This is a genomic window from Candidatus Odyssella thessalonicensis L13, from assembly GCF_000190415.1.
GTDB lineage: Bacteria > Pseudomonadota > Alphaproteobacteria > Paracaedibacterales > Paracaedibacteraceae > Paracaedibacter > Paracaedibacter thessalonicensis.
Window position 1 is genome coordinate 155,630 of sequence record NZ_AEWF01000001.1, and the last position, 12,809, is coordinate 168,438.

The following is a 12,809-nucleotide window of genomic DNA, read 5'->3' on the forward strand; positions in this document are numbered from 1 at the left end:
AGAATAAAAAGTACATAAAAGAACAAAATAAGGCAGCACTGAGCTACCTTTATTCTTGTGCCCCTTAAGCTTTTCTTATCCCTCAATCACATTCTCTGGGTTATCTAATCCAAGATTCTGCATCAGGGTGCGCAGACCTTTCATAGTCTTCGGGCCATACTTATCGGTCCACCCATAATGGATATCAACTAAGGTTTTAAGGTTATGACCGGGCGTGTGAATATGGGCATGCGACCCGCCATTGCGGTCAACTTTGATACCTACTGCTTCGAATAAGTCGCAAACTTGATTGAATGTCAAAGTATAAGGTGGGGTTTCCTCAGATAGAATTTCTTGTAAGGTTTGGTAGTGATTGGAGCTGAGTATGATCGGGGAAGCTGGGCGGAACTGAGTTTGCTGAACATCTGCCGATGGCACAGCAATAAATTGGCAGGCTAATCTCTCCTTTGCCTCAATGCTTCGCTGTTGGTCGTGGAGACTCCATCCTCCTAGCGGGGGCATTACTTTTACTGGTTTATCAGGGGTCTTCTTAATTCTTTTTTGAACGAGAATCGATGAAGACTCTATAGTCGTCTGTGACAGCTTTTCTGCTTCGATTTTTACGAGCTGAGCTTGGTCGCTAGTAATGATTCTTTTCCTAGAAGACGTGAGTTTCTTTTTATTCTTCTGCCTGTTAGAGGGCTTATTCCGCGGCTGATGTTTGAGAATATCTGCTAAATAAGAGGGATCAGGGTGCTTTAGTTTGGAGGCTAATTGAGCCCGTAGGTTATTGTACAACCTAATGTAGTAACTCGGGATTCTGCTTGGCTTTTTAACGCCTGTTAAAGCATTTAATAGAGAGAGCATGTTCTGTGGTTTAAATAATAATTCTTCAGTGGTATCGGGATCATGAGGAACAGCCACCTCGCCGCTTAAGAACTTCATTAGGGCAAAATCTTGTTTTATAAGGTTAGGGGTGTCCGGTGAACTGTCAATAGATTCAAAGAAGGACTGGGAAATATAGGGGAAGAGGGCATAAATTTGTTCATCAAGTATGCGAAAGTTTGTTACCGCCTCTAGGCAAACAAATTTACTGTACAGTTCTAAAGTGTTAAAATCTTCTGGTCTTGTTGAGGGAAGTTTTACCCCTTTCTCAATTCTTCTTTCCAGTCGACTATCAAGGGTATCAGAGCGTATAGCTACTAGGAAACGAAAAATAGTCTCTACAGTTTCTGTTGAATCTGTTAAATCTTCAATTATATTGTTGAGCGATTTAATGGATTGGCTATAGTTTTTTGTGTTCTTCTCTAACTTAGCAATAATCTCGTGATCAGACATCGTAGAGAACCAGGGATGCAGTGTTTGCAAGTTTTTATCCTGCAGATTGGACGCTTGCTGGCGTAAATACTTTAGAAATTCCATCTGATCTCTATAATAAAGTTGGCGCGCTTGATACAGCTCGACAGCTTGGCTTCGATATTGCTGTAAGATAGGAATTGGCAACTTTGGATCTAAGGTAATAAATCGTTGCGAATCTTGAGTAAAGCTATAGTCTATAGTTTCGATAGACTTAGAAACTTGATGCAACCTCACACCTCTTACAAGCGGTAGAGCAGAAGTAGTACAATTGCTCTCTGTAAAAGCCTCAGGTGCTTCCATTGAAAAAGCAGAGCTTATGAAGAGGAGGAGATGGTAAGATTTCAATTTCATTTTATACTCTATCAGCTTATTGTTATATTTCTTATGTAGGAAATAGGACAGATGATTTCAAGTGAATAGATATTGAGAAATAAATCTGTACCTTTTAATTACTTTTGCTGCCCTCTCAATCCTAACTTATTATCCTTTATGTCAAGATAAGGAAGTAATAACTAAAGCATAAAAAAGTAAGAATTTTTCAGGTTAGATAAGGATGGAGTTATCTACAAAGAGAGCCGAAAGTCTGTGTAAAAACCTTTGAGTCAGCACTAAGTAAAAGACCCTAAGTAAACCTTAATAGCGAAAGATGCAAAGCCGTTTCTCATTTAAGACTGTATGAATTTGTTTTGCAGCCATAAAAGGAAATAAAAGCTACAATTATTTCTACTCATTTCTTTAATTCTACTAGCTGCCAGACCGCAACGTATAAATAAAGCTTGATTTATTAAATGTTAGTCACCATAAAACCACTATATTGAGTCAATTATCGACGGGAAATAAAAAATAATGTTAAACCATCTCCTCGTAGCACCGCTATTAATAGTGTCTTGTCCGATTAATGCGCAAGAGTTTGATTATATGAAATCCGGCGAAGTATTGGAAGGTCTGTGGTCTCTGTGTGCAGAGGAGATACAAGGTATGCAGACGGCTAATAGTGAGGAATTTGAGCAAGAACTAATCAATCTTGGTTTAACTGAACAGCAGCTAAATGAGATCAAGAATTTACCCAAACCCGTGCCCACACCAATACCGTCGTTGGATGTTATTAAATTCATCAGTATTGAGGAGGGGGATGGAATTGTTGTCGAAAATCCACAGGCAGATACAGTTCTCGGCACCTGCTGGGTGGAACAGTGCATTGGACTTGCTATCTTAACGCCGACTAAAACTCTGTTTGCCCATTTAAATAATGATTGTAATGGTGTTAAACACTACACGCATAGCCTGCCAAAACTCCTTGGTAAACTCAATTCTAAAGAATATTCTCATTCAAAAGCTATTCTTATCAGTTCTTATTATTCCTATACCTTTGTTGATGTTTATAACACTTTGAAACAGTTAGGCGTTAAGGAAATATATTTAGATATTGATGATCTAATACATGATCCTACAATAATTAAATCTGCCTATCTGCAGGCCAAATTAGGAAACAAGAAATTTAAAAATAAAGAAGATTTATCTGACTTTCTTTCGATAACCCACTCAATAACTACTGGGCGTAATTTTGTCATTAACGCTAAAACAGGTGGGTTATATTACTTTAATAACCCAACTTTACGAGAGGTTGAAGCAGAAGCATATGAAAATTATTCAAAAGAAGCGCGTATTGATTGCTTGATACAGCAAGTAATAAGCTTAGCATTAACCATGGATATAAAAGATAAGGAATCTAGAGATCACCTGTAAATATATCAGCCATGTATCTCGGTTAATAACTCCAATTATTACTTTCCTGTCTTTTGACTATTCTAAAGAATTTAAAAATAAGGCTTATAAAGAAGTTAAATAAAAAACCCTGGTATAAAACCAGGGTTTTCCTGTAGGAGAAATCACTTAATCTTAGCTGTGATTTAAAGCTTTGACAATCTCTTCGCAAACTTTTTTTGCATCGCCTAGTACCATAAAGGTATTGTCACGATAAAATAGCTCATTATCAACTCCGGCATAACCAGAGGCTAGGGAGCGTTTCACAAAGAAAACGGTTTTTGCTTTCTCAACATCCAAGATAGGCATGCCATAAATAGGTGAAGAAGCATCAGATTTTGCTGCCGGGTTCGTAATGTCATTAGCACCAATTACGAAAGCAACATCGGTGGTGCCAAAGTCTGAGTTAATATCTTCCAGCTCTAACACGTCATCATAAGGAACATTAGCTTCAGCAAGAAGAACGTTCATGTGCCCAGGCATCCGCCCTGCCACTGGATGAATCGCATAGCGGACTTTAACGCCTGCTTTCTTCAGGATATCTGCCATTTCCCGCAAGGCATGCTGCGCTTGTGCAACGGCCATTCCATAACCGGGAACAATAATCGCTGAGCGGCTGTTCGATAACATGAACGCGGCATCTTCGGCACTGCTGACTTTAACCGGACGATCTTGCGCTGCTGCAGAGGCGCCTGTGGGAGAAGCCGCATTAGCTTCTGTGCCAAACCCACCCAGGATCACATTGATGATTGAGCGGTTCATACCTTTACACATAATATAGCTTAGAATTGCTCCAGAGGCACCGACCAAAGCACCGGTGATAATCAGCAGATGATTATTGAGGGTAAAGCCAATGCCTGCTGCTGCCCAACCGGAATAGGAATTGAGCATAGAGACAACCACAGGCATATCCGCACCGCCAATCGGTAGGATAAGCAGAAAACCAAGAGCTAAGGCCGTTAAGGTTAACAACCAGAAGAGGAAGTGGGATTCACTCATCACAAAGGCAATAATTAGCACAAGAATAGCGCCACCCAGTAAGGCATTCAGTTGATGCTGCCCTTTAAAGGATAACGGTTTACCGCCGATTAAGCCTTGCAGTTTCCCAAAAGCAATCAAGGAGCCAGAAAAGGTGATCGCACCGATTGCTGCTCCTAGTCCCATTTCGACCAAGCTCGCGGCCTTAATGGAACCAGCAGCTCCTAAACCGTAAGCTTGCGGTGAAAACAGTGCTGCGGCCGCAACGAAGACAGCAGCCAAGCCGACAAAGCTGTGAAAGCCGGCCACAAGCTGAGGCAATGCGGTCATTTGAATCTTCTTGGCAATGATAAAGCCAATGGTGCCGCCAACGCCTAAGCCGAGCAGGATATAGCTATAGCTGGCAATGGCCGGCGATAGGATGGTGGTAAGGATAGCAATGGCCATACCAATGATACCATACAGATTTCCCATGCGAGAGGTTTTTGCCGAAGACAATCCTTTGAGGGCCATAATAAAGCAGACTGCCGAGATTAAATACAGAAACGATGAAAATGTTGCGCTCATTTTAAACCTCGACCTTATTTACTTCTAGAGAACATTTCAAGCATACGATGCGTAACCATAAAGCCGCCAAAGATATTAACAGCAGCTAAAGTAACGGCCAAGAATCCAAAAAAAGCTGATATACCAGCTTCTAACGGCCCTGCAGCAATTAAGGCTCCGACAATAATAACGCTTGAGATTGCATTGGTAACTGCCATGAGCGGAGAATGAAGGGCAGGGGTAACTTTCCAAACCACATAATAACCGACAAAGCAGGCCAAGATAAAAACAGTTAATCCCATAATAAATGGATCACTAGGACTAGCGTGTGTTGAATGGGCCATCTGCCGTAAGCTTGCTTCAACTTTTGTGGCGTGATTGTTGATCTCAGCCAGAGCGACCTTCAGCTTTTCCATGCGTTCGATCAAAGAATTGATCTCCATATTTATCTCCAATTATAAAAAGTTAGGATGTATAATTGCGCCTGCGTGTGTGAGGCAGCATCCTTTGATAATTTCATCATCAAAATTCATAACCAATTTGCCTTCAGTATCAACCATGATTTTCAGAAGATTGAAAATGTTGCGGGCAAAAACTTGGCTGGAATCAAAGCCGATACGACTAGGGACATTGGCGTGCCCAATAATTTTAACGCCGTCTTCAATAATAATCTTGCCCAGTTTTGACAATTCACAGTTGCCGCCATTTTCGACGGCAAGATCATAAATGATGGATCCCTCTTTCATGGATTTGGCCATCTCTTTCGTAATTAATACGGGAGCTGGCTTGCCAGGGATGAGTGCGGTAGTGATGACAATATCTTGAGTTTTAATAACCTCGGCCAGCTTGTCAGCCTGGCGCCGCTTATAATCGTCACTCATTTCTTTTGCATAGCCGCCACTGCCATCGCCTGATTCTTCGGCCTCTATTTCCACAAATGAGGCTCCTAAACTTTGGACCTGTTCTTTAACAGCTGGACGAACGTCAAAAGCACTAACAACGGCGCCTAAGCGTTTAGCCGTTGCAATGGCTTGTAAGCCAGCCACACCTGCACCTAAAATTAAGACGCGGGCTGGGGGAATGGTCCCTGCCGCCGTCATCATCATCGGCATAGCGCGGCCAAACTCCGCCGCTGCGTCAATAACAGCTTTATAACCGGCAAGGTTACTTTGGGAGGACAAGACATCCATGGCTTGGGCGCGCGAAATTCTGGGAATAAGCTCTAATGCCACCGCGGTGACATTCTTCTTAGCTAAATCTTTTAAAACTTTGGTGTTTTGATAAGGCTTCATCAGGCTCACTAAAACGGTGCCTTCCTTGATGCCTTTAATCTGATCCATTCCTTCAAAAGATACTAAGGTCACCAAGTCAACCTTGGCAATATCTTTAGCGGCATCTTTACTGATTTTCGCCCCAACTGCTGCGTATTGATCGTCTGAAATTCCGGATGATTTACCAGCATCCTTTTCCACGAGGATCTCGTGGCCTTGGTCAATAAGTTTTTTTGCAGTTTCAGGGGTAATTGAGACTCTGCCTTCATGAGCAGCTGTTTCTTTAAGGATAAGTACTTTCATAAGTAAATTTTCAACCTAGGTAGCAATGAATTAAAGCTACCATATTAGATCGCCATATTAAAGAGTGTATGCATTAAGGAATGAAGCGTAGTTCAATCTCTGGGAAGCGGGATATAAGTTGTCTATGGCTTTTTGTGTAAGCTGATCAATACTTTGCTAGCAGGTGAGGACTTTTGCAAATTATAAGAATTATTATTGCTTTGACTCCCACGCTAAATAGGGCGTGATAAAGCTAGCAACGCTGGCTGTGGCAGCCGTAACATAGTCCCAGTACGAGGAAGTCTTCTCTTCGGCTGGGGCGGGCTTATTCTTCCCACTTAAACTGCTGATTTTAGCATTATTAGTTTCTAAGGCAGCCTTTACTGCATTGCGCTGTTCTTGAAGCTCTTTAATGCGCTGATCCAATTTACTTTTTACGGCAGAATTAGATAAGGATGCCTGCTTTAATTGTTGCGCTTTTAAAAGCTCTTTGTTCAGGGATTGAAAGTCTGAATTTAGCTTAAGGGCAGTCTCCATACAGGCGGCAATTTCATGAGGTAAATCATGTTGGGATTGGATCGCAGCAGATTCAGTGGACGTAGGCTCACTTGCCAAAGTGTAGGCTAGGTTTAAACTGATCAGTAATGATAATAAGGTAAGCCTCATTTTAGGAACCTCAATAATTGCTATACTATTGATATAGTGTTAAAAAGTTATTTTTCAAGAATTCTTACTTTCCCCACCATTGGGTCCACCAAGAATGTGCTAATTCCCAGTAAGAGGGAGTAGCGCTTGCCTCAGCGGCTGGTATCTTGACTTTGATGGCATTTACGGTATCTTGGTGCTGCTTTAAGAAAGCATCAAGGTAAGAAGCATTTTTAGCTTCTTGAGCAATTTGGCGCTCTAGGGCTTTAATCTCTGCATTAAGAGCGTCTTCATCATTAATGTCTATTTGTTTAACAGTCTCTTGCTCGTGTGATTCAAGATCTGCTGTCTGTGCTAACTGCTCTAATTCTTTCATAAGCTCAGGATCAAACTCTTCATCAGCAGTTGTAGGAAACAGATCACTGCTTGAGGTTAGGCTTTGCTCCAATTCAAGAAGCTCTAATTCATCCGCTATCATAGCACTGTCAAGCGTTTCAGTCGCTGGCGCAGAGGCGGCCAATAAAGTAAGAGAAAAGATTAAGGCCTTCATGAGCGCTATTCCTATAAGTATAATGTCATCTAAGAGAAATATGGGCGGTAATTAAAATATTTCAATAGCTTAATAAAAAAAGTATTGGGAAAAATAATCGCCGATTAATATAGGTAGTGCTTGCAAAAGAAATGCAAAGAAGGGTTATAAAGATTCTAAAATGATATTAAGTGTCTGTGGTTTAGCTTAATTAGTTGATAATTTTATATTATTATGAATGAAGGCCTGAGGATCCTTATTAAGGATGGGGAATTGCTTGCAAGTTACTGCTGACTCACGTTATTTTAAAAACGGAGGCTGAAATGTCAAAACGAAAAGTATTGCTATGTATTCTAGATGGCTGGGGTTTACGCGAGAAGCGTGAAAACAATGGCATTGCTCTAGCAAATACGCCTGTCTGGGATCAGATGCTCTCTACTTATCCCCATTCACAATTAGACGCTTGTGGCGCGAGTGTGGGGTTGCCAGATGGGCAGATGGGTAATTCAGAAGTTGGACATACCACAATTGGCAGCGGCCGCATTATTATGCAGGAGTTGCCGCGCATTGATTTATGTATTAAAGAGGAATCTTTACCGGCTATTCCCCAATGGCAATACTTTGTGGGCCAAACACTTGGAGCCAAAGGTGTTGTCCACCTTATTGGTTTAATGTCAGATGGGGGAGTGCATTCACACCAAGACCATATTCTCTACCTCGCCAAACTTCTAGCTTCCTACGGTATTAAAGTGAAAGTTCATGCTATATTAGATGGGCGCGATACGCCTCCTATGTCGGCGGTAACTTATCTCAATAAATTTATTAAGGACACGACCAATTCAAATATTGAGCTGGCAACAATTGGCGGGCGCTATTTTGCGATGGATCGTGATAAGCGGTGGGAACGGATAGAGTCTGCCGTTAATACCATCGGCGAAGGGGAAGGTAAGCTATTTGCCGATCCCATTGACTTGGTAAAAAAGATGTATACTTTTGGTGTTAGTGATGAATTTATCGAGCCCCATAAAGCTTACGGATATAATGGTGTCCATGAAGGCGACAGCCTTTTAATTGCTAACTTCAGAGCCGATCGTGTCAGACAGATTTTAGATATAATGCTTAAGAAATATAACTTTACGTCTACCTTAGGCATGGTGGAGTACTCAGAGGAGTTAAGCCGTCAAATGCCATCGCTTTTTGTAAAGCAAGATATTACAGATACCTTGGGAGAGGTTATCTCGAATGCTGGTTTAAAACAGCTTCGGGCCGCTGAAACTGAGAAATATGCTCATGTTTCTTTCTTCTTTAATGGGGGAAGAGAGGAACCTTTCCCTGGTGAGGATCGCCATTTAATCCCCTCTCCGAAGGTGGCTACCTATGATTTGCAACCTGAAATGTCAGCAAATGAGCTAACAGATTTCTTAGTGCAAGACATGACCTTAGGTGCCCATGACTTTATTGTTTGTAATTATGCGAATCCTGATATGGTTGGCCATACCGGTAAAAAAGAAGCCATCATTAAAGCTGTGGAGACAATCGATAGTTGTTTGGGGCGCCTAATAGAAGCTGCTCACACCAACGACTACCAAATGATTGTAACCGCTGACCATGGTAATGTTGAGTTGATGGTGGATGAAGTGACAGGCAAGCCGCATACAGCTCATACCCTTAATCCAGTCCCCTTTATTCTTATTAATAGTCCAGAGGTTAAACACGTTAATTCGGGTGGATTACACGATATTGCTCCGACAGTTTTAACTTTAATGGATCTTAAACCATCTCTGGAAATGACAGGTAAGGTATTGATTGAAACCTAAGTTTCAGTCATCCTGATAGTAGCGCGTTCTAAAATTGGTTGTATGATGAAGCTTAAGGCCGTTGCTATTGGTTGTCTTTCATGCTGTCTACTGGCAGGATGCTGGAACTCAAAGAAGCAAAAACCTGCTAAGACATTCGAAGATGATCCCCTGTTTAAGGAGGTTATCGCCCTTGTTCAGGATAAGTATGTCAAAGAGCCAGATATCAATAAAATGCTTGTCGGTGCCTTAAGTGGAATGCTTAGCTCTCTTGACAGTTACTCAGCCTATTTGCCTGCTGATAGTTATAAACTCTTGGCCGATTCAGCATACGGCGAATTTGGCGGCATTGGAGTAGAGATTTTTCCCTCGGATGGCGGGGTTCGGGTTATCAGCGCTATTGATGAAACACCCGCAGCTAAAGCTGGGATTCAGCCAGGCGATCTGATTATTGCTATCGATGATAAGGCAACACAAGGGATGTCTTACTCTGAAATTCTCACCTGCTTACATGGACGCCCTGGGACCTTACTTAAAGTTACGGTTCAGCGCGGGGAAGAAGAAATAATTTTTCCAATAAAGCGCAGTGTTGTCGTCATTAATCCTGTCAAACTTATTATTAAAGATAATATTGCATATATCCGCATTGGATACTTTAATGAGAGTGTAGCTGCACGCTTAAAAGAAACAGCCTATACCCTTCAAAAACTTGATAAGAAAGTTACCGGCCTTGTTCTAGATTTACGAAATAATCCAGGCGGTCTGTTGGAGCAAGCGGTCAATACAGTAGGATATTTTATAAAAGAAGGAATAGTTGCCCAGATTGTTGATCGCACAAAAAAGGTTCAGCTTATTGAAACCAAGGAATCTGTCAGTTTTCCTGATGTGCCTTTGATTGTCTTAATCAATAGCGGTTCTGCTTCCGCCTCAGAGATTGTGGCGGCGGCTCTGAAATATCATAAGCGCGCTGTTATCTTAGGTAAGCGTTCTTATGGAAAAGGATCCATTCAGAGCGTTTTTGCTATTCCTGGCTATGGGGGAGTGAAATTGACAACGGCAAAGTTTCTCACTCCTGCAGGAGAAGAGTTAACGATGAAAGGGGTGCAACCCGATATTACTGTTGATTCAGCTCCAAATATGATGAACATGAGCCTTATCTCTAATAAGTCTCTGAATGAAGATGACCTGCAAGTATCGCGTTCTTTTGAAATTCTCAAAAGTGTGGCTGCTTTAAAAAGGTGGCAATAGTGAAATTTCCAAAATCCTTCAAATTCTTAGATCAGGTTAAGCATATTCTGCAGGATACCCTGCATACATTTAAATTGTTGGCCCATGTGATTCAAAAGGCCCGCATTAAAAAAAATGGGGTTATGGGTAAGATTGTGCCGCGTTCAAGTCCAGCCAAAGCGGATCCTGTAGAAAAATTATTGCATAGTAAAGGCATAAAAGGAATCTCTGGGATAAGAATCTGGGCAGCCGTTTTCTTATTGTTAGCATTGATCGGAGTGACGTCAGCGCTTCTTTGGCAGAAATTGACTAAAGTTGTTAGCCATTATACCTCAGATCATCTTGATAAGGGTAGCCACAAAGGCACTTCTTCCCAAGCAAGTGAGCAAGCATCGGAGGAGGCGGGCCCTGATGCTGCCCATGAGTTATCGGCAGCGAATGAGAAGTCTGTTCAGGCGCCAGAGAGAAAGTACTCTTACCCTCGCTTCTTACCAGAGCCGACGGGCCCTCTACCTCCTGCAAAATCAGCCCTTTCTCATCCTAAAGAGGATAAGGTTGCCGCTTCTAATCCATCATTGTCAAGGGAAGAAAAAGAAGAAGCTGCTCATAAAATCAAAGGTCATGCTTCTGCAAACCATCATGAAGACAGGGCTCACAGCAAAGGTGAAGAAAGATCGCGCTTAAATTTTGCAGTTAATCGTAAACAGCCGTATGTTAATCTCAGTAATACAATTGTCGATACAATTAATCCGCAATTTCTGATCGAGAATCCAATCACATCTCAGCAAGAAGTAGCAATTATTGTGCGAGGTTTTGGAATCAGTCCAGAAAAATCTGATAGGATTACTGATCAGTTACCGCCTAATGTTACCTTAGCTGTTAGCCCGTATACGCCTAATATTAAAAGTTTTGTTGAAACTCTAAAAATTCAGGGATTTGATGTATTGCTAAGCCTTTTCATGGAAGGATACTCGCAAGACTCAGACTCTGGGCGTTTAACTTTAAGGCTTAAGGCAAGTCAGCAGCAAAGAGAAGAAATACTGAATCAATACTTAAGCTTATCAACTGGGTGTTCGGGTTTCTATGCCGAAGGCGGGCAAAGATTTTTAAAATCCCATCCTGAAGTGCTAGAATGTTTATCATATTTATCAGAAAAGCAAAAAGTTATTATTGCGCCTCCCGATGTGCTGATGAATCAATTTCATATTGCTGCCGTACAAGCTAGAGCAAATTATGCTGGAGTAAGTTTAGTAAACCCTAATACGAATTATGCCTCTGAATTAGTTTCTTTAGTCAAGCGCACAGGTTATGGTATTATTGTGTTTGATATGGATTCAGAGGATATTATTGATAAAATTAACCAATGGATAAAAATTTTATCCGATAATAAAATCGATATAGTTCCAATATCATTTTTACTGCGAGAGCCCAAAGATGTCACTAAGTCCGACAAATAATAATCTTCTCGTGCATGATCCCTTTTATCGCTTAGGGGTAGGGATGATGGTTGTTAATTATAACTGTCAAATTCTTGTTTGTCAGCGCGCTGACATGTCTCAGACTCAGATGGATGCTTGGCAAATGCCCCAGGGCGGTATTGACTTTGATGAAGACCCTTTAGCCGCAGCATTACGGGAATTGAAAGAAGAAATTGGCACAGCCCAAGTGTCAGTAATTGCTGAGGCCAAGAACTGGCTAAGCTATGACTTTCCAGAAGAGCTGGCTAAGGCTTTGTGGGGCGGACGATTTGTTGGACAGAAGCAGAAATGGTATCTTCTCCGTTATGAAGGATATGAAAGTGAGATTAATTTAAATACAGCCCATCCTGAATTTACTGCTTATAAATGGGTTGATTTAGAACAATTGCCCCACTTGATTGTCGATTTTAAAAGGGACTTGTATCATAAACTTGTTGCAGAATTCAAACCCCATATCCGCGCTTTAAAGCAAGAGCAAGCAGATAAATAGGTTATGTGTTGGTTTAGATGGGGCTCACCAGCTTTATAATTTTAATACATTCCCAAGATTAAATTACTACAAACAAATTGAGGAAAAATTTTACTGTTTTCTCTTTGAGTAGAGGCATCATTTCATAGTTTTTATAATAATACTAATGATAGCAATTCTCTAAGCATCGGCGCTAAGTTTAAGCGTTATAAGAGGAGGGGTAAATATGGTACAGTTTTTCAAAAAGACTTCTGCTTGTTTAACTTTAGGTTTATTTGGTGTTGGGCTAACTCAGCTCTGTTCTGCAAATGCTCAAGATCCATGGCGAAACATCAAGCAGTAACCTTCTTTAAATCTTCTTAAAGATCTCTAATTACCTGCACCAATAATAAGTGGGTTGAGAAGGGCTGTTTAGTTGCTAAAGCTGCGTGTCCTTTCTGCAAGGTAGCTTAGGAATCTGTTTGTTTTCGGCAGTTTCTTAGGTAA

General features: G+C 41.3%; 11 protein-coding genes. 5 read left to right on the forward strand and 6 right to left on the reverse strand.

Annotated features, from left to right (window positions below; all coding sequences use genetic code 11):
* Window positions 1-75 precede the first annotated feature (75 nt).
* The gene (locus HMO_RS16935) at window positions 76-1,689 is read right to left on the reverse strand and encodes a hypothetical protein (RefSeq protein WP_010297372.1); all 1,614 of its coding nucleotides are present in this window, start codon (window positions 1,687-1,689) and stop codon (window positions 76-78) included.
* A gap of 495 nt (window positions 1,690-2,184) precedes the next feature.
* Between HMO_RS16935 and HMO_RS0100780 the strand changes: the two genes are divergently transcribed.
* Complete coding sequence (locus HMO_RS0100780; RefSeq protein ID WP_010297376.1) at window positions 2,185-3,084, forward strand: hypothetical protein; 900 nt, start codon at window positions 2,185-2,187, stop codon at window positions 3,082-3,084.
* A gap of 153 nt (window positions 3,085-3,237) precedes the next feature.
* Here the strand turns inward: HMO_RS0100780 and HMO_RS0100785 are convergent, their stop codons facing one another.
* From HMO_RS0100785 to HMO_RS0100805, 5 genes are all read right to left on the reverse strand, one after another.
* The gene (locus tag HMO_RS0100785; protein WP_029448077.1) at window positions 3,238-4,647 is read right to left on the reverse strand and encodes an NAD(P)(+) transhydrogenase (Re/Si-specific) subunit beta; all 1,410 of its coding nucleotides are present in this window, start codon (window positions 4,645-4,647) and stop codon (window positions 3,238-3,240) included.
* A gap of 14 nt (window positions 4,648-4,661) precedes the next feature.
* Complete coding sequence (locus HMO_RS0100790) at window positions 4,662-5,069, reverse strand: NAD(P) transhydrogenase subunit alpha part 2 (RefSeq protein WP_010297384.1); 408 nt, start codon at window positions 5,067-5,069, stop codon at window positions 4,662-4,664.
* A 12-nt stretch (window positions 5,070-5,081) separates the two neighbouring features.
* Window positions 5,082-6,200 carry a Re/Si-specific NAD(P)(+) transhydrogenase subunit alpha gene (locus tag HMO_RS0100795; protein ID WP_010297387.1) on the reverse strand — a complete coding sequence of 373 codons (1,119 nt, stop codon included), beginning with the start codon at window positions 6,198-6,200 and terminating at the stop codon, window positions 5,082-5,084.
* 192 nt (window positions 6,201-6,392) lie between these two features.
* Window positions 6,393-6,845 carry a hypothetical protein gene (locus HMO_RS0100800; RefSeq protein ID WP_010297390.1) on the reverse strand — a complete coding sequence of 151 codons (453 nt, stop codon included), beginning with the start codon at window positions 6,843-6,845 and terminating at the stop codon, window positions 6,393-6,395.
* A gap of 64 nt (window positions 6,846-6,909) precedes the next feature.
* A complete protein-coding gene (locus HMO_RS0100805) occupies window positions 6,910-7,374 on the reverse strand; it encodes a hypothetical protein (protein WP_010297393.1) in 465 nt (154 codons plus the stop codon).
* A 302-nt stretch (window positions 7,375-7,676) separates the two neighbouring features.
* On the opposite strand from HMO_RS0100805, the gene gpmI reads away from it, so the two are divergent.
* The 4 genes from gpmI to HMO_RS0100825 are packed head-to-tail and all read left to right on the forward strand — an operon-like array spanning window position 7,677 to window position 12,344.
* Complete coding sequence (gpmI, locus tag HMO_RS0100810; protein ID WP_010297396.1) at window positions 7,677-9,170, forward strand: 2,3-bisphosphoglycerate-independent phosphoglycerate mutase; 1,494 nt, start codon at window positions 7,677-7,679, stop codon at window positions 9,168-9,170.
* Window positions 9,171-9,212: 42 nt separating this feature from the next.
* The gene (locus tag HMO_RS13335; protein WP_010297398.1) at window positions 9,213-10,397 is read left to right on the forward strand and encodes a S41 family peptidase; all 1,185 of its coding nucleotides are present in this window, start codon (window positions 9,213-9,215) and stop codon (window positions 10,395-10,397) included.
* Window positions 10,397-11,833: a divergent polysaccharide deacetylase family protein gene (locus tag HMO_RS0100820; protein ID WP_010297400.1), complete on the forward strand. Its 1,437-nt coding sequence runs from the start codon at window positions 10,397-10,399 to the stop codon at window positions 11,831-11,833. The genes HMO_RS13335 and HMO_RS0100820 overlap by 1 nt, the downstream gene beginning before the upstream one ends.
* Window positions 11,811-12,344 carry an RNA pyrophosphohydrolase gene (locus tag HMO_RS0100825; RefSeq protein ID WP_010297403.1) on the forward strand — a complete coding sequence of 178 codons (534 nt, stop codon included), beginning with the start codon at window positions 11,811-11,813 and terminating at the stop codon, window positions 12,342-12,344. Before HMO_RS0100820 ends, HMO_RS0100825 begins: the two co-directional genes overlap by 23 nt.
* The last annotated feature ends 465 nt before the right edge of the window (window positions 12,345-12,809 follow it).